Raw genomic sequence first — 22,812 nt, 5'->3', positions numbered from 1 at the left:
TCGGAGCCCCGGCAGGCCCAGTATGTACAGCCGGTCTCCGCGGCTTGCCGGTCATCAGGGCACGGCAATCGTGGTGAGGTTGTCGAAGGTGAGGGTGGTGGGGCCGTTGGTGGCGGAGGCGGAGATGTAGGTGCGGAGTCCGATGGCGCCGGGGGTTTGGAGTGCGGGGGTGGTGTCGGTGGTGGTGAGTTGCCAGGTGGTGGGTTCTGGTTGACCGGTGGGCCAGATTTTGGCGCGGATGGTGGTGGGGGAGGTTCCGAAGGTTTGGAGGCGCAGTTGGAGTTGGGTTCCGGGGGTGTAGGTGAGGTCTGTGTTGAGGGCTTGGAGTGAGGTGTTTCCTTGCAGGAGGTGGGCTTGGATGGTGGCGCCGTTGCGGAGCCAGGCTCGCAGGGAGTAGTCGGTGCCGCCGGCGACGCGTCCGAGGACGGAGACGTAGGTGCCTCCGCCGGTGGGGGTTTTGTCGGCGGAGAGGGTGACTTGGGTGTCGGTGTTGGTGGAGGCGACGTTGGTGAGGGTGCTGATTTTGGTGGATCCGGTGGCGTTGAGCACGCGGGCGGTTGCGGAGTTGGTGGTGTAGATGTTGGTTGCTCCGGTGTGGGCCCAGGGGCCGCCGACGTCGGCTGTGCCCCATCCGTTGGTGGTGGTGCGGTTGAAGGAGTCTTGGGCGATGGTGTTGCTGGGTGGTGCGGTGGCGGTGATGGTGCGGGTGGTGGTGGCGGTGGCTCCGCTGTTGTCGGTGACGGTGAGGGTTGTTGTGTAGGTGCCGGCTGCGGCGTAGGTGTGGGTGGGTGTGGGCCCGGTGTCGGTGGTGGTGTCGCCAAAGTTCCAGGCGTAGCCGGTGATGGTTCCGTCGGTGTCGGTGGAGGTGGAGGCGTCGAATGCGGTGGTGAGCAGTGTGGAGGTCGCGGTGAACGCCGCCGTCGGCGCCACATTCGACGGGGGTGCGGTGACGGTGATGGTGCGGGTGGTGGTGGCGGTGGCTCCGCTGTTGTCGGTGACGGTGAGGGTTGTTGTGTAGGTGCCGGCTGCGGCGTAGGTGTGGGTGGGTGTGGGCCCGGTGTCGGTGGTGGTGTCGCCAAAGTTCCAGGCGTAGCCGGTGATGGTTCCGTCGGTGTCGGTGGAGGTGGAGGCGTCGAATGCGGTGGTGAGCAGTGTGGAGGTCGCGGTGAACGCCGCCGTCGGCGCCACATTCGACGGCGAAGGCACGCTGGTGAGGTTGTCGAAGGTGAGGGTGGTGGGGCCGTTGGTGGCGGAGGCGGAGATGTAGGTGCGGAGTCCGATGGCGCCGGGGGTTTGGAGTGCGGGGGTGGTGTCGGTGGTGGTGAGTTGCCAGGTGGTGGGTTCTGGTTGACCGGTGGGCCAGATTTTGGCGCGGATGGTGGTGGGGGAGGTTCCGAAGGTTTGGAGGCGCAGTTGGAGTTGGGTTCCGGGGGTGTAGGTGAGGTCTGTGTTGAGGGCTTGGAGTGAGGTGTTTCCTTGGAGGAGGTGGGCTTGGATGGTGGCGCCGTTGCGGAGCCAGGCTCGCAGGGAGTAGTCGGTGCCGCCGGCGACGCGTCCGAGGACGGAGACGTAGGTGCCTCCGCCGGTGGGGGTTTTGTCGGCGGAGAGGGTGACTTGGGTGTCGGTGTTGGTGGAGGCGACGTTGGTGAGGGTGCTGATTTTGGTGGATCCGGTGGCGTTGAGCACGCGGGCGGTTGCGGAGTTGGTGGTGTAGATGTTGGTTGCTCCGGTGTGGGCCCAGGGGCCGCCGACGTCGGCTGTGCCCCATCCGTTGGTGGTGGTGCGGTTGAAGGAGTCTTGGGCGATGGTGTTGCTGGGTGGTGCGGTGGCGGTGATGGTGCGGGTGGTCGTGGCGGTGGCTCCGCTGTTGTCGGTGACGGTGAGGGTTGTTGTGTAGGTGCCGGCTGCGGCGTAGGTGTGGGTGGGTGTGGGCCCGGTGTCGGTGGTGGTGTCGCCGAAGTTCCAGGCGTAGCCGGTGATGGTTCCGTCGGTGTCGGTGGAGGTGGAGGCGTCGAATGCGGTGGTGAGCAGTGTGGAGGTCGCGGTGAACGCCGCCGTCGGCGCCACATTCGGCGGCACTACATAGGTGCCGAGGTCGTGGTGGCTCTTCACGACCGCCGCGCTCAGCGCCCGCGGATAGACGGCTGCCTCGTCGAGGACACCGGTGAAGTAGGGGCTGCTCGAACCCCACGTGGGGTCGCCGCCGATGCGCCAGTACCCGGCATAGCTCTGCGCCGAGACTTGCGGATTGGTCCCGGCGAGCACGCCATCGACGTACAGTTTCATGCCGTCTGCGGATTGCGTGGCTACCACGTGATGGCGCTGCCCGTCATTGTAGGCCTGCGTTGTCTTGGCGGTGTTGGCGATCCCAGTCCACGTACCGAAAACCAGCGTTCCGTCGTTCTGCATGTAGACGTGCCGGTCGTAGGTCTTGGAGAGCCCGCTCGGGGTATCTCCGAAACCGATCAGCTTGCCGCCGGCAGTCGTCGTCGTGGTGAACCAGGTTTCGAGAGAGTACGCACGTGGCGCGTAGTCCTGCACGCCGCTCACGACCGCGCCCGAGGTGAACGAGGCCGACGTGTCAGTAGTGCCGTTGACCAACCCGGTTGCTCCTGCGGTCACGGTACCCGCATACGTTCCGGTGTTGCCGGCCAATCCGGAATCGGCCGCACGGGCGCCCGCTGCGTCTCCGAGTCGCCAGTACAGCAGGGGATCCGACGCGGAGATGGCGGCCCCATAAGCATCCGTCGGTGTGGGCGTTGTGGTGGCGGCGCGACCCGACGCCACGAAGTGGTCGCGGACCGCCTGCCGGGTCAGTACGGCCGGATAGACCGAGACCTGGGCGATATCGCCGTTGAGGTAGGAGCTGAGCGGATGCGAGGCCCAGCTTCCCAGACTGTCGCCGCCGACTCGCCAGTAGCCGTCGAAAGCCTCACCCGCGATGATGTCCGATCGGGCGGCGACCTGCTTGCCGTCGACGAAGAGACGCATCCCCTCGGGACCCAAAGTGGCGACGACCTGATGCCAGACTCCATCGTTGTAGGCGCCGGGGCTCGAAATCGTGCGTGCCGACCCGGGATTGACCCCGAAGAACAGACGCCCGGAATTGTCCATATAGACGTGGCGATCATATTTCGTGGAGGGCTTGGTGTTGTTGTTGCCGTAGCCCACGATCTTGCCTCCCGTGGTCGAGGAGGTTCGAAACCAGGATTCCACACTGAACGTGTTCGGTGCGGCCTGGGCGGTTTGCGTGGCAGCGAACCCGGTGGTGTTGCCGCTGAAACGCGACGCTGTCACCGAGCCCTGAATGCCTGGTGCGCCGCGGGTCACGCCCGTGCCGAGTTGCAGGTCGGATAGTCCAGCGTGGTCGAGGCCCGCGCTGCCCGAGGCTTCACTGAGCGGCCAGTAGGAACGGGGCTGGTCCGCGAGCACGGCGGCGGAATAGGTGTCGCTCGCATCCGCCGCGACGATCGTGACCGTATTGCCCAGTCGGCTGACAGAGTTCCCCCACGGATCCGTGACGTAGAGCCGGTAGGAGTGCTCGCTGCCGGGGGCGAGCCCCTTGTCGACGAATCCCATCAACGGGCGCGTGTAGAAGTTGGATGATTGGGTGGTCGTGTAGACCGGTGCGGCGAGGTCGCCGTCGCGCACGAGTGCGTATGTGAGCACTGAATTGTCGTTGTCGAAGGTGGCCGCCCAGCTGATGCGTGCGGCGCCGGCGGTGATGGAGACCGCGGTCGGTACGAGCTCAGGGTTCACGCTGGGACCGATCGCGTTAGGGGTGAGAGCGGTGATTGCGTGCCGTGTGAGTCCGCTCTGGGCGACCCCGTTGACGAAGGGGAACTCGCCCCCCACTGCGAGGTACTCGTCGTTGCCGGCAACGGTCCAGGTGGACTGGCCCTGCCCAGAGAACGTGCCGGGAACGTAGGACGGGAACCAATTGAGCAGTGTGGGAGCGGGGGTGCCGGCCCAGTTGAAATACCCGTGCGGATCTCGGGTGATTGTGCCAGTCGCCGCCTTGCTGAACGCCAACATATAGCGCTGGGTGCGTGGATTCGTCTCGGGGTATCCGCCGATGTTTCCGCAGTAGTGCGGGTGGCCCGCACCGTACACGGAGTCCCCCAGCGGATACACCGAGTACGTGTCGCCGTGGCAGTCCTCGACCCAGGCGATTTTCCCCGTTCCCGGGTCCGCCGAGAAGATCCCCTCCAGGTTCCCCCCGGCGCCGAAGACGTAGCCCGAGCCGTAGACTCGGTCGTCCGTTGCCGTCAGGGACGTGATCGATGCGGCCGTGCCGGCGTTTCGAACCTGCGCCGCCGCCGCCCAGGGAATCACCGATCCGCTGACAGGGTCAACCGCGCCGAGGCCGTAGGCCGGGGATCCTCCAAGGTTCTCGAAGCGGCCGCCGACCACGAGCCGGGTGCCGTCCTTGGTGAGGGCGAGCGCGTAGACCGGGGCGTCCGTGTTGGCCGTCCAGCTGAGCGTTGAGCCGTTTGTGGCGTTGATGGCGGCGAGGTTGGTGCGGGGCAGGCCGTTGACGGTTTGGGCGGTTCCACCGGCGTAGACGGTGCTGTTGGTGGCGGCCAGGGCGCGGGTTTGACTGCCCATGATGGGACGGAACTCGGGGATGATTTTGCCGGTGGCGGTGCTGAAGGCGGCGAGCCGGTAGTAGCCGGCGCCGTCGATGCTGGTGAAGTCTCCGGCGACGTAGATGCGGGTGCCGTCGGGGGAGGCGGTGACGGCGAGGGCCTGGGCGTTGAGGTTGGGAGCGAAGCCGTCGACGAGTTTGCCGGTGGTGATGTCGTAGGCGAGGAGGTTGTTCCGGGGGACGGTGTTGGTGCCGGGGGCGGCGCCGGCGGGGCGCGCGGTGGTGAACTTTCCGGCGACGTAGACGGTGTTTCCGACGACGACCTGGGACCAGGCGACGCCGTCGATCTGGGTGGTGGGGAGCGCGTCGGCGCTGACCGTGAGCGGGCTGGCCGGATCAGCAGGGTTCACCGGAGCGGTATCGGCACGCGCAGGCGAAACCGAGAACGTTCCTCCGCAGATCAGACAGGCCCCCACGATCAGGGCCGCAAGCCGCGCGCGCGCCGCAGCCGACCTGGTCATGTCGCTCGCCTCCGGGTTTTCATCGACGCGAGAATGCCGGCAGGAGCGGGCGCGCTCACCGGCCATGCTGATTCGAGAGCCCGGGGGTGATTGGCCCCGTGTGTGCTGTAGCCCTCCGTCAGGCGTCGGGCGAGTGCCTCGTAGCCGTCGACGACCGATTCCCAGGTGTAGCGGAATTCGGCTCGCTCCTGCAGCGCGAGGCCGATGTCGATCATGTCTTGACGGTTGTCCTCTGCTTCGTCGAGCAGGTAGCTCAGCGACTCCGCACTGGTGAAGTAGAGCCCGTCAGGCCCGGCCACGTCGCGGTTGAAATTGACGTCCCAGGCAATGACCGCCGTGGCTGCGCCCATGGCGCGGAGGAGAGAAGGATTTGTGCCGCCCACCGAGTGGCCGTGCAGATAGCTGAGGGCGTGCGCATAGAGCTGGTCCAGCAGTTCCTGGTCCCAGACGCCGCCCAGCATGCGTATCCGCGGGTCCGGTGCGGCCAGTCCTTCCACCCGTGCGGTGTAGGCCGCTGCGTACGGCGCAGAGCCGACCACCACGAGGGGGAGCGTGCAACCGCTTCGGCGGTAGCCCTCAACGATGAGATCGACGTGGTTTTCCGGCTCGAATCGAGCGACCAGCAGATGGAAACCGCCTGGTTCGAGTCCGAGGGGGGCCAGACGAGCCGAAGGGACGTTGCGCAGGATCGGTGCTCCGTACGCGAGAAGCTCCGTGGGGACATCGAATTCCCGCCGAAAGTACGCGGAGATCCCATCTGCATCAGCGATCAGGGCATCCGCCCATCGAACGGCGACGGCCTCGGCCCACCGGTAGTACCGGCGGCCAGACTCGCCCCACTTGCCACGTTTCCATTCGAGGCCATCAACGTGCAGGGCGGTTGGGATGCGCCGCAGGCGCAGTACGGGCAGGAACGGAGAATTGGCGGCATTGAAAATGAAGGCGACGTCGGGTTTGCGGTGCAGCATCACGTGCAGGGCGGCGAGGGCGGTGTTGCTGAGTGTCTCCGCAACCTTCATACGCAAGGAGGGCAGGTGGACCAGGCGCATGCCGAGGTGGCTCTTCTGCACGGGGTGGTGCGAAATTCTGCAGTACACGGTGACGTCGTGTCCGCGTTCCACGAGACGTCGCCCGATCTCTTCGACGGCGGTTTCAAAGCCGCCGTAAGCGGCAGGCACGCCTCGGGTGCCCATCATGACGATCCGAAGTGGACCTCCGGCAGGAACGGAGGCAAACCCGGGCTCGGTCCTCAGACTCATCAGTACGCCCCGATGGGTCGGGCGAGTGTCTTGAACGTGCGCCAGATGATCATGAGGTCGCCGGCCAAAGACCAGTTCTCGACATAGTACAGATCAAGCCGTACGCTCTCTTCCCAGCTCAATGACGAGCGGCCGTTGATCTGCCACATCCCGGTAAGACCCGGTTTGATGTAGAGCCGACGCTGAACGTGGGGGTCATAGCTCTCGACTTCCGAGGGGAGCGGCGGGCGCGGTCCGACGAGGCTCATTTCCCCGATGAACACATTCCACAGCTGGGGGAGTTCGTCGAGGGAGTACTTGCGGAGCACGCGTCCGATCTTGGTGATCCTCGGGTCATTGCGCATCTTGAAGAGCACGCCTGCGGCCTGGTTTCGGTCGAGGAGGCCGGCGAGGTCGTCCTCAGCCGTTTGAACCATCGACCGGAACTTCACGATCGTGAAGGTGCGTCCGTTGCGTCCGCAGCGTTGCTGGCAGAACAATATCGGCCCGGGGCTGTCGAGTTTGATGAGCACAGCGAGGAGGGCGAAGACGGGCAGCAGCACGATGAGCGCCAGCCCGGCGCTCGTCGCATCGAGCGTTCTTTTGAGCACGTGGCGGGCACCCTCGAATTTGGGAATCTCGACGTGAATGAGCGGGAGTCCCTCGACTGGGCGGAAGTGGATCCGGGGGCCAGCGACGTCGGTCAGTCGTGTGGATAAAACGAGGTCAGCGGACGTGCCCTCGAGATCCCAGGCCAGGGTGCGGATGTAGTCGGGGCTCGCGCTGGGTTGCCCGGCGACAATGACTGTATCGACGTCGAAGGCGATGGCAGCGTCGGCGACGTGCTCGAAATCCGAAACGATCGGAATAGGGCGGCCGGGGGCCGCAATTGCGCTTCCGTGTGCTTGCTTGAGGGCAGCGCCGACGATGTGGAACGTGGGACCAGTCTTCGCTTCCACCTGTCCGACCACATATTCGACGTCACGTCGATTGCCTACAACGATGACCCGCGCCATGTAATGCCCGAACTTTCGCTGGCGCAGCAACCATTTGCGCCACAGCCAGCGTTCGAACAGAAGGCCGAAGACACCGATCGGCAGAGCGAGAACGAAGAACCGACGTGCGATATCGACCTGCAGGATCACGAAGACGATCGCGAGCAGTCCGAAAGCCACAGCGCTCGCGTTGACGACAAGTTTGTACTCCCGTGGTCCGACGCCCACCACTCGGGTATCCCGCGTGCGGAAGGCGCCGAGGACTGCGATCCACGTGGCAGAGATTACGAGCGCGGCCAGGGAGTAATCGGTCGCGACAGTGCCCCAGGCCAGAGTTGGCGCGCTGGGGCCGAAACGCGCCTGGAGCGAGATGCTCACGGCGAGAATAACTACCGACGTGTCGGTCACAAGAAGTTTCGTGCGATAGCGGCGAGCCCAGATGGCTCCGGACGTGAACGAATCGGCACGCGACGAGGTCGCCTGGCCAGGAACGGATCGTGCAGACGGCGCGGCCTGGGGCCATGGCCCCGTGCTTACCGACGTGGCGGGATCAGCCATGTCTCTCCACCTCCCCGCGGACACCACTCCCCACCCGCGTGAGCCTGAGTGCGTCACGGATCGACATTGCGCTTTCCCCGGAGCGGCAACCGCTCCAATCCGTCACGAAGGTGCGCATAGTTCCCTGCTTTCAGGTCTTACAGGTTCAAAAAGAGTCCATCGAACGTGTGTCGTCGAGACGAGCAGCGCTCTTCGCTTAGCCAGTGGCTCGGAGCAATTGATCAGTTCTTGGGATCTTTGAGATGACCATACCTCGGTTTCAGAATGCCTCGCTGTGACCTAATTGGGGGTAGTCAGACAGCTTTTGAGCGCGGGAATGTGAGTAGGTTTCCGCGCCCGCTTCGGCGGCCGTGCGCGCAGGTCGCGCGACGCACCCTGGGTGGGGGTGAAAAGGGTCGAATCGGCACGATCGCGGCCGTGAATAGCCCTTGTTGGGGGGCCGCGAACCGTCAGATCGTATGGCACTGTTCTATTCGTGAGGCAACCTCATGACCTATGGGTATCGAGGCGGAATCTGAAAAACCCCCGTGCTTTGGGGGTTCGTCTTCGGCCCTGAGTCGACGGTTTCATACCTCTCTGTCGGTCTCGACAGTCAACCGCCACCGATCGAGGGACAGCTATGACGGCACTGAACACAGAAACGCGACTGCGAGTTGCCGTAATCGGCGCAGGCTACTGGGGTCCGAATCTGGCCCGCAACTTCAGCACCGGTGCGGACTGGGAGCTGGTTGCCATCTGTGATGTTGATGCGGGGCGCGGCCAGGCCCTGGCCGACAGGCTGGGCGGCGCGGTGGCCGTGTACACCGACCTCGAGGACCTCCTGGCACTCGACAATCTCGACGCCGTCGCGATCGCGACGCCGGCACGGACCCACCACGGCATCGTGCTGGCGGCCCTCCGCGCCGGAAAGCACGTGCTTGTCGAGAAGCCATTAGCCGACAGCGAACAGCACGGGACCGAGATGGTACGGGAGGCCGCTCTGCGCGGACTCACGCTGATGGCCGACCACACGTATTGCTACACCCCGGCGGTGTTGAAAATTCGCGAGCTCATCGCCGAAGGCGCGCTCGGCGACATCCTCTTCATCGACTCGGTGCGTATCAACCTCGGGCTCGTGCAGCCTGACGTCGATGTGTTCTGGGACCTCGCCCCGCATGACCTCTCGATCATTGACTTCATACTCCCCGGCGGTCTGCGGCCGACGGCCGTGTCGGCACAGGGCGCCGACCCACTCGGCGCCGGCAAGGCGTGTATCGGCTACCTGACGATCCCGCTGCAGAACGACGCCATCGCCCACGTTCACGTGAACTGGCTCAGCCCCACGAAGATCCGCCAGATGGTCATCGGGGGCACGACCCGCACGCTGGTCTGGGACGATCTGAATCCCCAGCAGCGGCTGAGCGTCTACGACCGCGGAGTCGACCTCACACAACAGTCCGTCGATGGTGCGGATGCCGCTGCTTCCATGGTCTCGTACCGACTCGGTGACACGTGGTCGCCGGCGCTTCCCGAGCGCGAGGCACTCGGGGCGATGGCGGCTGAGTTTGCAGCGAGCATCCGCGAGGGCCGGGCTCCGCGCACAGACGGCGAGGCGGGTTTGCGCGTTCTTGCCGTACTGGAGGCGGCCAGTCGCAGCCTCGCGGACGAGGGCAGGCGCAGCGTCGTGGCAGACACTAGAGTGGCGGCAGCGGATGCCGCGCTCGTGGCGGTCGTCCGATGACCGGCCGGGACGAGACCGGGGCCGACAGCCTCACTGGCCTGCGCATCCTCGTCACTGGAGGCGCTGGATTCATCGGAAGCCATCTCGTGGACACCCTGCTTGCTCGGGGTGCAGCCGAGGTACGCGTTCTCGATAACCTCACCAACGGCACGCGCCAGAATCTGGCCGGCCAGAGCGCCAACCCGCGCTTCACGCTCGTCGTGGGCGATGTTCGCGACGGAGTCGTGCGCGAAAAGGCGCTTCACGGCATCGACATCGTTTATCACCTCGCGTGCCTTGGCGTTCGGCACAGTCTGCACGATCCCGTCGAGAACCACGAGGTCAACGCGCTGGGAACCCTGGTGATGCTGCAAAGCGCCCGGGCCGAGGGCATCCGTCGTTTCATCTATGTCAGCACGAGCGAGGTGTTCGGCACCGCCCAGTATGCGCCAATGGACGAGCGGCACCCCACGTGGCCGGAAACGGTCTACGGCGGAAGCAAGCTCGCGGGCGAAGCCTACAGTCGGGCGTACTTTCGCACCTATGGCATGGACACCGTTGTGGTGCGGCCGTTCAATACCTACGGCCCCCGGAGCCACTTCGAAGGAGACAGCGGCGAAGTACTGCCCCGCACGATCGTGCGGCTTCTTGCTGGGGAACGACCGGTCATCTTCGGCGACGGGGAGCAGACCAGGGACTTCATGCACGTGTCTGACACCTCGGCGGCGCTCGCCCTCCTGGCGCAGGGCCCCGGCCTGGCAGGCGAAACCCTGAATCTCGGCTCCGGATGCGAAGTGACCATGAACGCGCTCTGCGCCGCCGTGGCCGTGGCCGTTGGGCGCCCGGACCTGGTGCCCGTGCACGACATTGCACGGCCGGGCGACGTGCGCCGACTACTCGGCGACCCCACGCTTATGGCCTCGCTCACCGGCTTCGCCCAGACAGTGCCGTTCGAGCGGGGCGTTGCCGAACTCGTCGCGTGGTTCGAAGCGTCCGGGCGCGAGAACCCGGACCGCCTGGCGCAGATCGAAGACCGCAACTGGGTTGCGCTGGAGGCCGTCTGATGTCGCGGATCAACGTGATGAAGCCGTGGATGGGCGCCGAAGAGGTGGCTGCGGTCACGGAAGTCATCGAATCAGGCTGGGTGGCCCAAGGTCCCCGGGTTGCCGCCTTCGAGGACCTGTACGCGCGCACGATGCAGATACCGTTCGCGGTCGCAACGTCAAACTGCACGACAGCCCTGCACCTCGCGCTGGTTGTCGCGGGAATCGGTGCTGGCGACGACGTGGTCGTGCCCTCGTTCTCCTTCATCGCCACGTCCAACGCCCCGTCATATGTCGGCGCGCGCAGCGTTTTTTGCGATGTCGATGCCCTCACGGGTAACGTGTCTGCCGAGACCGTTCGGGCGGCCCTCACGCCCGCGACCCGGGCGGTCATCGCGGTGGACCAGGGCGGTATGCCGGTTGACCTCGACCCGATTCGGGCACTGTGCGATCCCCTGGGAATCGTGGTCATCGAAGATGCGGCCTGCGCGGCCGGTTCCACCTATCGAGGGCGCCCGGTGGGTGCCGGCGCCGAACTGACGGCGTGGTCGTTCCACCCGCGAAAAATCCTGACGACCGGTGAGGGTGGCATGCTGACCACCTCACGCCCGGAGTGGGCAGAGCGTGCCCGCCAGTTGCGCGAGCACTCGATGAGCGTCTCGGCTACCGACAGGCATGCATCCGTACTCTCGCCTCCTGAGCAATATCGCGAGATCGGATTCAACTTTCGGATGACGGACCTGCAGGCCGCCGTCGGTATCGTTCAGGTCGGTCGGCTGGACGCCATCGTGGAACGCCGCCGGGAGATCGCGGCCGGCTACGCGGACGCGCTGGCCGGAATCCCCGGGTTGCGCGCCGTCGCCGACCCCGCCTGGGGCACAACGAACTTTCAGTCTTTCTGGATCGAGGTGGGGCCCGAGTATGCGCTCGACCGCGAGCAGTTGCTCGAGCGTCTGGCCGTCGCAGACATTTCGGCCCGACGGGGCATCATGGCCGCCCATCGGCAGCCCGCGTACCTCGACCACGATGGCGGAACAGCTTCGCTCTCGGTCACCGAACACCTGAACGACAACACCCTGATTCTGCCCATCTACCACCAGCTCACGCTGGAAGATCAGGAGCGCGTCATCGAGGTGCTCCAGCTCGAGAATGCGATCTCGCGTGCCTGAGATCCTGCTCATCGGGGCGAGCGGCCTCGCCCGTGAGGTGCTGAGCCTGTTGCGGGCCCAGGCCGACCCTCGACAGGTCGTCTTCATCGACGACCAGCCCGACCTGTGGGGAACCTCGATCGATGGGGTTCTCATCGCCGGCGGGCTTCCGGAGGTAGCGAAGCACCCCACCGCCCAGATCGTGCTGTGCGTGGGGCGCGGGGCGGGTCGCGCCGCCCTTGTGGACCGGCTCACCGGGCTCGGGGTGGCGAAAGAGAGATACGCCAGGGTGATCCACCGATCGGTCGAAATCCCCGACTCCTGCCGAATCGGCACGGGCAGCATCGTGCTCGCCGGCGTTGTCCTCACCGCTGACGTGCAGATCGGTGACCATGTCGTCGTGATGCCGCACGTGACTCTTACCCACGGGAACCGAATCGATTCCTTCGCAACCCTGTGCGCCGGCGTCACCCTCGGAGGCGACGTGCACATCGGTTCTGGCGCCTACCTCGGCATGCAGGCCGGCGTTCGGGAGCGGGTCACCGTCGGCGTCGGCGCCACGATCGGCATGGCCGCGGCGGTGCTCGGTGACGTCCCGCCACACGACACCTGGATCGGCGTGCCCGCACGCAGCCACTTGATTGGATCGAGAATATGAATACCTCCCCGACAGTGGCGCAACGCGCGAGCATGAGGGTTCCCTTCATCGATCTGGCCGCCCAGCAGGCCGAGATCGCACACGAAGTACTTCCCGTGTGGGAACGATTGTTCGCCACGGCGGGCTTCATCGGGGGGGAGCAGGTCGACGGGTTCGAGCGTGAGTACGCCGAGTTCATCGGTGTGGGTTATTGCGTGGGGGTGGGCAACGGCACCGATGCAGTCGAGTTGGCGTTGCGTGCCGCGGGCGTTCGCCCGGGCGATGAGGTCATCATTCCGGTCAACACCTTCATCGCCACCGCCGAGGCGGTATCCCGCATCGGCGCCGTGCCCGTATTCGTCGACGTCGATCCCGAGTATTTGCTCATGGACCCGGCCGCCGTCGAAGACGCGATCACCCCGCTCACCCGTGCGATCGTCCCGGTACACCTCTACGGCCAAACCGCGCCCATGGATGTGCTTCTCATGCTCGCCGAGCGGCACGGGCTCGTCATTGTGGAGGATGCCGCGCAGTCGCAGGGCGCGTTCTCGACCGCAGGCCGCGCCGGTGCGCTTGGCCGCGTCGCCGCAACGAGCTTCTACCCGGGCAAGAACCTCGGTGCCGCCGGCGATGCCGGTGCGGTCCTCACCGACGACCCGGCGGTCGCGGACTTCGTGCGCAACCTCGGTGGCCACGGCAGCTCTGTGAAGTACGTGCATGACCGCGTGGGAATGAACTCCCGTCTTGACGCGGTGCAGGCCGTGGTGCTTCGCGCGAAGCTTCGACGCCTCGACGGCTGGAACGTCGCGCGCCGCGCCGCCGCCGCCCGGTACGCCGAGCTGCTCGCCGATGTACCCGGCGTGCACCTGCCGACAGTGCGCCCCGGTAACGAGGACGTCTGGCATCTCTACGTCGTGCAGGTCGACGAGCGCGACCGCGTGCTCGCCGAGCTCGGCGCCGCGGGCGTGGGCGCAGGCATCCACTATCCGACGCCGTTGCACCTGACGGCCGCCTATGGCGACCTGGGATATCAGCAAGGCCAGTTCCCGGTCGCGGAATCCGCTGCCGACCGCATCCTCTCGCTTCCGATGTTCCCGCACCTCACCGCCGAGCAGCAGCGGTATATAGTGAGCGCGCTCGCCGAAGCCACGACTGTGGCCGGAATAGTCCAATGACCGGGGAGTCGCCACTGAAGGTACTGGTGCATCTGAACAGTCTTGAGTTGGGTGGGACCCAGATCAATGCGGTGGACCTCGCGGCCCAAATGCGGCGTCGCGGCGTCGAGTCGATCCTGGTGGGAGCCCGAGACACCATTCCGGATGGCCCGTCGCTCATCGAGGTGGCTGCGGCGCGTGACGTAGAGATCTCCCTGTACGATCCCGCGCCGACTATCATTCCGCGCGCACGCCAGATCGCAGCCTTGGCGCGTCGCCACAAGATCGATCTTGTTCACGTCTACGGATCATGGGGCGGCGGTGCTCGACCCACTTTCTGGGGACCATCCCTGTTCGGGCGGACGCCGTGGGTGCAGACAGTGTACGAAATGAGTGTGTCGGACAAGCTCTACCGTCACATGCCGATGATCGTTGGAACGGGTTATCAACGGGATGAACAGCATGACCGACCGGGGCGCACCATTCTCATTAGTCCCCCCGTCGATCTCATCGATAATGACCCGCAGGTTCAGGACGGCAGACAGTTTCGCGCGACACACCGCATCGAGGATGGTCTGTTGCTGGTCATCGTCAGCCGGCTCGACGCGAGCATGAAGACCGTCCCTATTCTTGCTGCTATCGACGCGATGCGTGTACTTCCTCCACTCGGGGCCACCCTTGCGATCATCGGGACAGGAGACAACGTGGTCCTGATCCGGTCTCGAGCGGATGCTGTCAATAGAGAGGTAGGCAGAGACGCGATTCGGCTCATCGGTGCATTAGCCGACCCGCGACCGGCCTATGCCGCGGCCGACATCATGCTCGGGATGGGAGGGTCAGCGGCAAGGTCGCTGGCATTCGCGAAGCCGCTCGTCGTGCAAGGCGAGGCCGGATGGTCCTCACTGTTCGAACCCTCATCCGCCGAGAAGCTCGCGCGGTCCAGTTTCTGGAGCCCGGATGCCGTACCCGATCCTGCGGTCCGGCTTGCTGCACTGATCGAGCCCCTCCTCGTTGATTCCCAGCGTCGCACCGAACTAGGGCTTTTCGGACGGTCCTTCGCCAGCGAGCGTTTCGCCCTCACTGCCATGGCTGACAGGCTTGTTGACTTCTACCGGATCGTGAAGGGCGAATACTCGAGCCGAGACTGGTTCGCTGATCTCCCGCTCGAAGGGCGAATGCTCTCAGCGAAGGTCGCCCGACTGAGCCGACACGCGCTGCGTCTCTCTCCGAAGTGATGGGTGCCCAGCGGAGGGGGAATGCCCGCCCCGACTTCCCCAGTGACGTACCCGAGATCGAGGTGATTCAAGGTATTGATCCGGCGATTGAATCGGGGATCCCCCAGATGGACGTCGGGCGCAGCGCCGCCGCCGGGGTCGTGTGGATGACCATTCAGAAGTGGGCGATCCGAGTACTCAGCTTCGTGACGATTGCGGTGCTCACGCGGCTGCTGACACCTGAAGATTTCGGCACGGTGGCGGCAGCGTCGACAGTTCTCCCCTTCTTCTTCCTGCTCGCCGATCTCGGATTCGCGGCGTACATCGTTCAGGTCGAGAAGCCCGACCAGCGAATGTTGAGCACTGCGTTCTGGTTCTCGATGACCGCAGGGGTGCTCCTGTGCGGATGTCTCTTCGTGCTGTCGCCGCTGCTCGGCGTGGTCTTCGGCTCCTCCGGCGTGGTTCCTGTGCTGCAGGTGCTTTCCCTGTGGGTCGTCGTGACAGCGGTTGGCTCCGTTCCGATGGCGCTCTTGCGCCGCGACATGCGTTTTGCAACCATCGCAGCGCAGGGCGCGGCGGCGGCCATAGTCGCCCAGATCGTGGCGATCATCATGGCCTTCTCGGGCTTCGGAGTCTGGGCACTGGTCGCACAGTCACTTGTGGCTGGAGTCATCTCGACGGCGCTGGCGTTGCTGACGGTTAAGTGGCATCCGACGTGGGTGTTTTCCAGGGTGCACTTCATGCTGATGGCGCGCTTCGGAGGGCAAGTTCTGGGCGTGGAATTCGTTGCAATGCTCCGGGCAGTGGGCGAGTCCGCGGTCATCTCGGCAACGCTGGGCTTGACCGCCTTGGGATATATGAGTATCGCGCAGCGCCTCGTGCAAATCCTGCAGGACCTCACCGGTAGTGCCATTGTTCCGGTGACCAACGTAGCCTTCGCCAAGATTCGCTCCTCGGCGGTGAGATTGCGTGACGCTTATCTGCGTGCCCTCCAACTCACCTACGTCGTTTTGTCGCTGCCGCTCATCATCGTTGCGGTCGCGGCGCCGCTGATGATCCCGATACTTTTCGGTGACGGGTGGGAGCAGAGTTATCAGGTTGCGCAGGTACTTGTGCTCGCCGGCACGCTGTCCTTGGGGGCATGGCTTGACCAAGGGCTGTTTTACGGATTGGGTAAACCCGGTGCGTGGTTCGTCTACGCCCTGATTATCGACTTCCTGACATTGGCCACCACCGTCGTTGCGGTGCGATGGGGGCTCGTGTCCATCGCCGTGGGTTTTCTGTGCGTCGCGACACTGGCGACCGTGGTCCGCTGGTTCCTGGTTTCACGGGCGCTCCAGACGACGCCGGGCGTCATTGCTCGACCGTTTATCTATTTGGTCACCGTCAGCGTGTGTATGGGAGCGGCCGGCTGGGGCTGCAAGCTCTGGACTGCGGAGATTCCCACCTGGCTGTCGCTCGTTCTGATCGTGCTCGTGATTTCAGTGGTTCATGTCGGAATCACGCTGCTCATGGCCCGGTCCGCCATTCGTCAGATGATCAGTATGGCAAGTCGCCTCCGGCTGGGCTCACGTCTCGGCTTCTCTCCACGAGTTCAAGAGCAGTCATGATCGGCTCGTCTGGATTGGCCGCTCGACTGGGCGCTCGAGTGAGCGCCGTCGTGCTCGGGGCAGCTATCGGCACGATCGGTACGCTTCCGCCGCGTGTGCGCTACGGGTACGTGCACCCCTTCACCCGAGCCCTTTTGGCCAGGCCGCTCCCGGCAATACACTCGCCCGACGCCGGACCGATATCGGGGTCGACCGAACCGGTCACACACACTGGAGAGCTCACCTGCGTTCTCGGGGTGACCGCCGTGGAAGTCGGGGGCGGAATTGGCTCCGTCGTGGAGCTTCTGGCCACCCGGCTGCCGGAGCTGGGGATCGTGACCGCTGTCGTCTGCTGCGGAGACGGAGTTCGCGCACAACGCCTCCGCGACATGGGTATCCAGGTGCGTTGCGTGTCAGATCGCGCGTCAGCTCTGAGCGCGTTTGCCGATCTGTGCCCTGACGTCATCCAGCTGCATGGCGTGCCAGCCTTTCTCGAAGCCACTGCACGAGAAACTGGAGCCCCTCTGGTGCCCGTGCTGCATAACAGCGAGATCCACTATTCGCGTGACCGCTGGCGCACCTTCTTGGACCTGCTCGGGCAGGCGGTCTCAGCGGTTGCAGTCAGTGACCTGGTGCGCACGTTCCACGCCCGTCAGGTGCCGGAACCTCTCCGGTCCCGGATCGCGGTGATCCCCAATGCCGCGCCAGGTCAAACCGCACCTGACGGTGATGAGCGCCAGGTCGCCCGAGATATCCTTGAGCGCGCCGTTGGAGGATGCTTCGGCGATGATGTCGTCTTCCTGTGTCTGGCGCGGTACGACGCACAGAAAAACATCGCCGGAACGATTGCATCGTTTCTGACGTGCGTGGCCGCGGGCGTGCCCGCGCAGCTTGTGATCGCAGGTGATCCCTCAGATTGGGTCGAATTCAGGCGATCTGACGCGATCCGACGGGGCAGTCCCCACGCCGGTCGCGTGCATTTGCTCGCCACCTCCGACGCACGGACACTTCTCGCAGCCGCTGACGCCTTCCTGCTCAACTCATTTTTTGAGGGCTGGCCCGTCGCGGCGACCGAGGCATGGACCGCCGGCCTTCCCCTGATCCTGAGTGATGTCGGCGGGGCACGGGAGCTGATCGAGCGCGATCCCACGCGATCGGTACTGATTCCCAATGCGTCGGGCGCCGCTAGTGACGTGACGGACGCACGCGTTGAACGCGCCAGGTGGCGGGCCGGACGCCAGCGAAACTCATCGGAACTCGCGACCGCCGTGCGGCGGGTTGTGAACACCGTGCATCGCGAACGAGGTGAGCCGCGCGCACCGCGCGATGCATCCGACGGCGTCTCCACCATGATCGCTGCGCATGCGCACGTGATCCGTAAAGCAGCACAAACTAAGCCCACCGACCCTTCGCTCCAACCGGTTCGCGTCGTGGGCGATCAATTGGGAGGAGCGGTCACGAGATGAGCCAAGGTGCGGAATCAACGGGAAAGATGTGCCGAGCGCTGTCCGGGCACCCGTCCTATGTTCCGGAGCGCGCCTCCCGCCGGACGGGTGCGGCTGACCGAAGCCAAGCACCTTCCCAGTTTTGGTCGACCCCGACCGAGTTAGGAACACTATGAGAATCGGCGTTCTCAATCCCCAGCCGGATCCCCTGACGTCCAGGAACTGGTCAGGGACACCCCGCGGGATTGCTGACGGGCTGCTGGCGCACGACGTTGAGGTTGTGCCCCTCGGTACCAGGCTGCCTCAAGGCCTGCATCAGGCGGTTGCCGTTCTCTCGCGCATTGGCGGCAAGCGCGGGGCCATTGCCGACCGCACTCTGGTGCGTCAGAGTTCGCGCACCTGGGCACTGGCTCGAAGCATCCGGGACGCCCGACCGCTGGATGCGATCGTGTCCATGGGTAACGAGACGTTCGACCTGCGCCGACTCGCTGCCTGTGGCATTCCGATTGTGACCTACGACGACTCGACGCTTCAACAAATGTGGCAGCATCCGGAATCCGATATCCGCAGCTCGGGCTTCCCCGACGACGAAGTGCTCCGCTGGTTCTCACGCCAAAAAGCCTCCAGCCTGGCGGCGACGGCATGCTGCGTGAGTACCGACTGGGCTGGTCGCTCCTATGTCAAGGATTACGGAGTTCCTCCTGAGCGCGTGCATGTCGTGGGGATGGGGCACCGTCCTCGCGGGATCGACCTCGCAACAGAGCGGGATTGGAGTGTTCCCCGCTTTCTCTTTGTGGGCGTCGACTGGCGTCGGAAGAATGGCGACGCTGTTCTTCGAGCCTTCGAGGAGATTCGCCGACGTGACCCGCGCGCCACCCTCGACCTGGTGGGGAACCATCCGAGAGTGGATCAGGCGGGTGTCGCCGGTCACGGGTTTCTTTCGCGAGAGATTCCGGCGGAGCAGGCCGTTCTCGACCGACTGTTTGCCACCGCGACCGCCTTTGTGCTGCCGAGTCGATTCGAGCCTGCCGGCATCGCGTATCTTGAAGCGGCATCAGCGGGGCTGCCCGTCGTCGCGACGTCCGAGGGGGGCGCGGCTGAAATGCTCGGTCGTGCAGCGATCACGGTGCACCCTCATGATCATCGTGGCCTGGCGGATGCGCTCGCCAGGCTGAGCGTTCCCGAGACGGCTCGGTCGATGGGCGCCAGAGCGTCAGAGGTGGCGGCATCGTCACGCTGGGACGACGTGGCTGGGCGAATTCTCCAGGTCATTGATATCTCGGCACAGGCAGAGCGCCCAGACGGCGCACAGGAACCCATCGCGATGAAAGGACCAGGGCAATGAGAACCACACCCGGAATTATCGAGATGATGAAACGCGCGCAGCGCGACGGTATCGGTGATGCCGGTCGTCGGGTCGCCAGGCGCCTGTACAACACGCTCGACTCGGCACAGTTGGAATTCCCTCTCCTCGACGAAGACGTGGCGGATTCCAGCCGGCTACCCGCCACTGCCGGCCAGTGGAGTCGCGGGCACAGATCGCAACTCACGGTCGCCTGGATATGCACGCCTCCTAGCCCAGGTTCCGGCGGGCACACAACCCTGTTCCGGATGGTCGCCGGCATGGAAGCGCGAGGGGATCGGTGCGTGATCTACCTCTATGACCGCCACGGCGGCGATATTGACCGCCACCGCGCCGTGATTCGAGAGTTCTGGCCCGAGATCACGGCCGAGATCAGGGATGCGGCGAACGGGATGACGGGTGCGGATGCCTACGTTGCCAGTTCCTGGGAAAGTGCGCACGTGCTCGCGTCGAGAGTGCAGGGCCCGGCCGCTCGGCTCTACTTCATCCAGGACTTCGAACCCTTCTTCCACGCGCGCGGAACCCTCTATGCGCTTGCGGAAGACAGCTATCGGTTCGGCTTTGTCAATATTGCTCTCGGGGAGCTGGTGGCGCAGCACCTCACGGTGATCGGCGCGGACCACGTTCTCGCGCCCTTCGGATGCGACACTGCGGTGTATCACCTCACAAATCCCGCCGGCCCACGGTCGGGAGTTGTGTATTACACCAAGCCGGGATCTGACCGGCGCGGATATCGCCTGGGTCGACTCGCCCTGGAGGAATTCCACCGGCGCCACCCTGAAGAGAGCGTGCACCTGTATGGGGACGCCGGTGATGAGTGGAACATCCCCACGGTGCAACACCACCGCCTCTCACCGGAGGCGCTCAACGACCTCTACAATCAGACTCGAGCGGGCCTGGCAATCTCGTTCACGAACATCACGCTCGTTGCAGAAGAGTTGTTGGCTGCCGGTGCCATCCCTGTCGTGACGGAAGTTCCCTTTGCTCGAGACGTGCTGCCTAACCCACACGTGCTGTGGTCTCGAGCGACACCGGGCGCTCTTGCCGATGCGCTCTGCCAGGCAGTGGAAGTTCCGGTCACCACTGAGCAACGAGGCCTCATGGCCCGATCGGTTCGGGACGGGTGGGGGCCGACCCAGGAAGCGGTCTCCTCGGCGATTGTCGAGGCGGTCGAGCAGGCCCGCCGACGATGAATGCACCGGCCGGCCCCGGCCTCTGTGAGGCCCAGGGCTAGCCGGTGCATGTTCAGCTGCGGTCGTGCCTAGGGCGCGGGCAGAACCGTGCCGTTCTGCCAGACGTTTCCGCTCCACTGGTTGCCGTTGCCGGGGTAGTACGCCGTTACGGGCCCATATCCGCCGCACTTCGGCGACACTGACGTGCCGAACGTGTTGCCGATGATCCGAACATCACTCGCGTTGATGTTTGCGTCGGAACCCGCATAGAGGCAGTAGCCGCCGCCATTGAACAGGTTTCCCTGCACGAGCGCGTTCTGCGTCTGCGAGCCCTGGCTGTACAGGGCAAGTGCTGCCGAGAAGTTACCCTGGCTGCCGGCATCGAGACGGTTGCCGACGATGGTCAGGTTTCTGCCACCGATGCTCAGGATGGCTTCGTTGTGGCTTCCCCCATTTCCGGGATCGCCGTAGACCGGAATGTCATGGATCCAGGAATTCTTGATGACCACGTTCGAGTCGGCGTAAACGCCCTTGCCCCAGCCGTGGATGTTGCACGCATCGCAGGTGAAGTCATAGGAGGCTATTCCCGGTCGGTCGCTTTCCGGCGACGACAGCCCAGGGCCCTTGATCTCCACGCGCTGGATCAGCGTATTCGTGGATCCCTGGAATACTTCGATCCGGCCGTCGACCCGTGAGTTCTTGACCGTCACGTTCGTTGCGCGAATCTGGATACCACCGGAAATGTCGCGTCCGTCGATCATTGTTCCGTTCGTCGTGATGTTCAATGCGCCGGACGGCGTCAGCACCGTTCCGCTCGGTACTCCCGTGTTCAGAGCGCTCGGCCATCCCGTTGTGGGCGTGGGAGTGGGTGTGGGCGCGGGGGTGGGTGTGGGTGCCGGCGTGGGTGTGGGCGCCGGAGTGGGAGTGGGTGCCGGCGTGGGCGTCGGTGCCGGCGTGGGCGCGAAGACGACATCCACGAAGTAGTTCGACTTCTGCCAGCTCAACGTGGGGAACCCACCGGTGGAACCGTACTTGTAGCGACCGTTCCCCGCGCTCGGGGCGGTCAACGGGCCGCTTGTCTTCGCGCTGCCGAAGTAGTTTGTCGTGAAGGCGTACCGGCCTTTCGGGGCGAGGTACGAGACCACGTAGGTCTTTCCGGCGGTCAGAGCCACGGGCTTGGAGAGCTGAGCCTGTTGCCATCCGGTCAAGGTCTCATTCGTGAACGTCACTGCTGCCAACACGGATCCGCCACTGGACCACAGTCGACCTGTGTGGGTGCCTGTGTTGCCGGTGCCTTTGTAGAACCGCAGAGCTGTGACGGATCCGGCTTGCGAGGGGGTGAAAGACACTCCCAGCTCGACGGCCGCTGTATCGTCCGTCGCAGCCGTCACGACGGGCGTCTCTGTGCCGAAAAGCGTGGAGGAGGCCGTGACTGCGGTTCGAACGGCGGAGGCCGTCTGGCCGCCCTGATTCGCGCCCAGCCCTTGGGCGGAGGAGGCGCCCGCGAAGAGTAAGCCGGTGATTGCCACGAGGGCGACCAATGGAGTGAAACGACCAATTCGCGTGGTGTCTTTCGCGACCGATTGTGGGTGTATTGAACGTGAGTTATGAGGGAACATTAGCTGATTTCGTGTGGCGCACGTGTTCGGCGCATGCGAAGCTTTGCAACCGTAGGGGGCCACCGACCAATTCTGATAATATTACCCGTCCATGAGAATAAGTCAACAAAATGATTCAAAAGTCGATGGGACGCGGTAACCTCCTCAGCGTGACACTCAATCAGATATTTCGCGCGTGTGCTAGGCGTTGGTACATCTTGCTCGGTTTGGCTATCCTGACCGGATTCGGCGCCGTTCTGGCCGCCGGAGCGGGCGGGGTTTATTGGACCAGAGTGGATGTCATATTCCTTGAGCCGTCATCGTCCGCGAACCCCAATGCGTTGCGAGCGGGTACCGGCGGCAACCTCGTGGCGTTCGCTGCGCTGGTCGAACGGCAGGTCAACGGCAATCTCGACACGCCACGGTTCTCCAATGTCGAGTCCACGCTCTATGGAGCCGGTGTTCGACAGGGGAGCCGGGTGTCCCTGGCCAACACCGGCGGCCAGTGGGCTGACGCTTTCACTCGTCCCGTGTTGTCCGTCGAGGTCGTCGATTCGAGCGAGACTGCAGTTCGGTCCACCCTGGGTCTTGTGCTGGCGCACATCGACCGCATATCCGCGGAGCAGCAAGCGGACGCCGGCGTGCCTCAGTCGAGCCAGATCACGACGCTCGCGTCGCCCCAGCAGGCGGTCATTTCTCGCGCGGAAGGCAAGGGAACTCGTGCGGGACTGGCCGTGCTGGTGCTGGGACTCGCCCTGGCCGGTGCTGTGACGGCCGGCGCCGATCGCTTTCTCACCCGCCGCGCACGGAACAGGGAGTCGAGCCCATTTTAGGGGCGCGCGCGCGTTGA

15 protein-coding genes are annotated in these 22,812 nt (G+C 64.8%); 11 read left to right on the top strand and 4 right to left on the bottom strand.

Features of this window, described 5'->3' with window-relative positions; all coding sequences use genetic code 11:
• Positions 1-54: 54 nt before the first annotated feature.
• The 3 genes from BJ997_RS21815 to BJ997_RS16515 all read right to left on the bottom strand — a co-directional run bounded on the left by BJ997_RS21815 (position 55) and on the right by BJ997_RS16515 (position 7,900).
• Positions 55-5,109, bottom strand: a complete 5,055-nt coding sequence (locus BJ997_RS21815) for a PKD domain-containing protein (protein WP_183323616.1) — start codon at positions 5,107-5,109, stop codon at positions 55-57.
• The gene (locus BJ997_RS16520; RefSeq protein ID WP_052542031.1) at positions 5,106-6,305 is read right to left on the bottom strand and encodes a DUF1972 domain-containing protein; all 1,200 of its coding nucleotides are present in this window, start codon (positions 6,303-6,305) and stop codon (positions 5,106-5,108) included. Before BJ997_RS16520 ends, BJ997_RS21815 begins: the two co-directional genes overlap by 4 nt.
• A gap of 62 nt (positions 6,306-6,367) precedes the next feature.
• Entirely contained in the window at positions 6,368-7,900 is a 1,533-nt protein-coding gene (locus tag BJ997_RS16515) for a sugar transferase (RefSeq protein WP_035835663.1), read from the bottom strand.
• Positions 7,901-8,519: 619 nt separating this feature from the next.
• Between BJ997_RS16515 and BJ997_RS16510 the strand changes: the two genes are divergently transcribed.
• The 10 genes from BJ997_RS16510 to BJ997_RS16465 all read left to right on the top strand — a co-directional run bounded on the left by BJ997_RS16510 (position 8,520) and on the right by BJ997_RS16465 (position 20,385).
• Positions 8,520-9,620, top strand: coding sequence for a Gfo/Idh/MocA family protein (locus BJ997_RS16510; protein ID WP_183323614.1), 1,101 nt, complete (start codon positions 8,520-8,522; stop codon positions 9,618-9,620).
• Positions 9,617-10,663 (top strand): dTDP-glucose 4,6-dehydratase, encoded by a 1,047-nt coding sequence (locus BJ997_RS16505; RefSeq protein ID WP_035835662.1) that lies wholly within the window; start codon positions 9,617-9,619, stop codon positions 10,661-10,663. Before BJ997_RS16510 ends, BJ997_RS16505 begins: the two co-directional genes overlap by 4 nt.
• Positions 10,663-11,811 carry a DegT/DnrJ/EryC1/StrS family aminotransferase gene (locus BJ997_RS16500; protein ID WP_035835660.1) on the top strand — a complete coding sequence of 383 codons (1,149 nt, stop codon included), beginning with the start codon at positions 10,663-10,665 and terminating at the stop codon, positions 11,809-11,811. Before BJ997_RS16505 ends, BJ997_RS16500 begins: the two co-directional genes overlap by 1 nt.
• Positions 11,804-12,448, top strand: coding sequence for a NeuD/PglB/VioB family sugar acetyltransferase (locus BJ997_RS16495; RefSeq protein ID WP_035835659.1), 645 nt, complete (start codon positions 11,804-11,806; stop codon positions 12,446-12,448). The genes BJ997_RS16500 and BJ997_RS16495 overlap by 8 nt, the downstream gene beginning before the upstream one ends.
• Positions 12,445-13,602 carry a DegT/DnrJ/EryC1/StrS family aminotransferase gene (locus BJ997_RS16490; RefSeq protein ID WP_236628842.1) on the top strand — a complete coding sequence of 386 codons (1,158 nt, stop codon included), beginning with the start codon at positions 12,445-12,447 and terminating at the stop codon, positions 13,600-13,602. The genes BJ997_RS16495 and BJ997_RS16490 overlap by 4 nt, the downstream gene beginning before the upstream one ends.
• A gap of 26 nt (positions 13,603-13,628) precedes the next feature.
• Positions 13,629-14,816, top strand: a complete 1,188-nt coding sequence (locus BJ997_RS16485) for a glycosyltransferase (protein ID WP_160175847.1) — start codon at positions 13,629-13,631, stop codon at positions 14,814-14,816.
• A 107-nt stretch (positions 14,817-14,923) separates the two neighbouring features.
• On the top strand, positions 14,924-16,405 hold the full coding sequence (locus BJ997_RS16480) for a lipopolysaccharide biosynthesis protein (protein ID WP_236628840.1): 1,482 nt from the start codon (positions 14,924-14,926) through the stop codon (positions 16,403-16,405).
• On the top strand, positions 16,402-17,850 hold the full coding sequence (locus BJ997_RS16475; RefSeq protein ID WP_052542029.1) for a glycosyltransferase family 4 protein: 1,449 nt from the start codon (positions 16,402-16,404) through the stop codon (positions 17,848-17,850). Before BJ997_RS16480 ends, BJ997_RS16475 begins: the two co-directional genes overlap by 4 nt.
• A 151-nt stretch (positions 17,851-18,001) precedes the next feature.
• Positions 18,002-19,174 carry a glycosyltransferase family 4 protein gene (locus BJ997_RS16470; RefSeq protein WP_052542027.1) on the top strand — a complete coding sequence of 391 codons (1,173 nt, stop codon included), beginning with the start codon at positions 18,002-18,004 and terminating at the stop codon, positions 19,172-19,174.
• Complete coding sequence (locus tag BJ997_RS16465) at positions 19,171-20,385, top strand: glycosyltransferase family protein (RefSeq protein WP_084141091.1); 1,215 nt, start codon at positions 19,171-19,173, stop codon at positions 20,383-20,385. Before BJ997_RS16470 ends, BJ997_RS16465 begins: the two co-directional genes overlap by 4 nt.
• A 68-nt stretch (positions 20,386-20,453) precedes the next feature.
• On the opposite strand, the gene BJ997_RS16460 is transcribed toward BJ997_RS16465, so the two are convergent.
• Complete coding sequence (locus BJ997_RS16460; RefSeq protein ID WP_236628838.1) at positions 20,454-21,893, bottom strand: DUF4082 domain-containing protein; 1,440 nt, start codon at positions 21,891-21,893, stop codon at positions 20,454-20,456.
• Positions 21,894-22,132: 239 nt separating this feature from the next.
• Here BJ997_RS16460 and BJ997_RS16455 point away from each other — a divergent pair, with 239 nt between their 5' ends.
• The gene (locus tag BJ997_RS16455; RefSeq protein ID WP_152602096.1) at positions 22,133-22,795 is read left to right on the top strand and encodes a hypothetical protein; all 663 of its coding nucleotides are present in this window, start codon (positions 22,133-22,135) and stop codon (positions 22,793-22,795) included.
• The last annotated feature ends 17 nt before the right edge of the window (positions 22,796-22,812 follow it).

Source organism: Cryobacterium roopkundense, assembly GCF_014200405.1.
In the GTDB taxonomy this organism is placed as follows: domain Bacteria; phylum Actinomycetota; class Actinomycetes; order Actinomycetales; family Microbacteriaceae; genus Cryobacterium; species Cryobacterium roopkundense.
This window is presented reverse-complemented; position numbering and strand designations above follow the sequence as displayed.

Excerpts from the sequence above, each read along its gene's own strand:
- BJ997_RS21815 (WP_183323616.1), bottom strand. The coding sequence starts at position 5,109 with ATGACCAGGTCGGCTGCGGCGCGCGCGCGGCTTGCGGCCCTGATCGTG.
- BJ997_RS16520 (WP_052542031.1), bottom strand. The coding sequence starts at position 6,305 with ATGATGGGCACCCGAGGCGTGCCTGCCGCTTACGGCGGCTTTGAAACC.
- BJ997_RS16515 (WP_035835663.1), bottom strand. The coding sequence starts at position 7,900 with ATGGCTGATCCCGCCACGTCGGTAAGCACGGGGCCATGGCCCCAGGCC.
- BJ997_RS16510 (WP_183323614.1), top strand. The coding sequence starts at position 8,520 with ATGACGGCACTGAACACAGAAACGCGACTGCGAGTTGCCGTAATCGGC.
- BJ997_RS16505 (WP_035835662.1), top strand. The coding sequence starts at position 9,617 with ATGACCGGCCGGGACGAGACCGGGGCCGACAGCCTCACTGGCCTGCGC.
- BJ997_RS16500 (WP_035835660.1), top strand. The coding sequence starts at position 10,663 with ATGTCGCGGATCAACGTGATGAAGCCGTGGATGGGCGCCGAAGAGGTG.
- BJ997_RS16490 (WP_236628842.1), top strand. The coding sequence starts at position 12,445 with ATGAATACCTCCCCGACAGTGGCGCAACGCGCGAGCATGAGGGTTCCC.
- BJ997_RS16480 (WP_236628840.1), top strand. The coding sequence starts at position 14,924 with ATGGACGTCGGGCGCAGCGCCGCCGCCGGGGTCGTGTGGATGACCATT.
- BJ997_RS16475 (WP_052542029.1), top strand. The coding sequence starts at position 16,402 with ATGATCGGCTCGTCTGGATTGGCCGCTCGACTGGGCGCTCGAGTGAGC.
- BJ997_RS16470 (WP_052542027.1), top strand. The coding sequence starts at position 18,002 with ATGAGAATCGGCGTTCTCAATCCCCAGCCGGATCCCCTGACGTCCAGG.
- BJ997_RS16465 (WP_084141091.1), top strand. The coding sequence starts at position 19,171 with ATGAGAACCACACCCGGAATTATCGAGATGATGAAACGCGCGCAGCGC.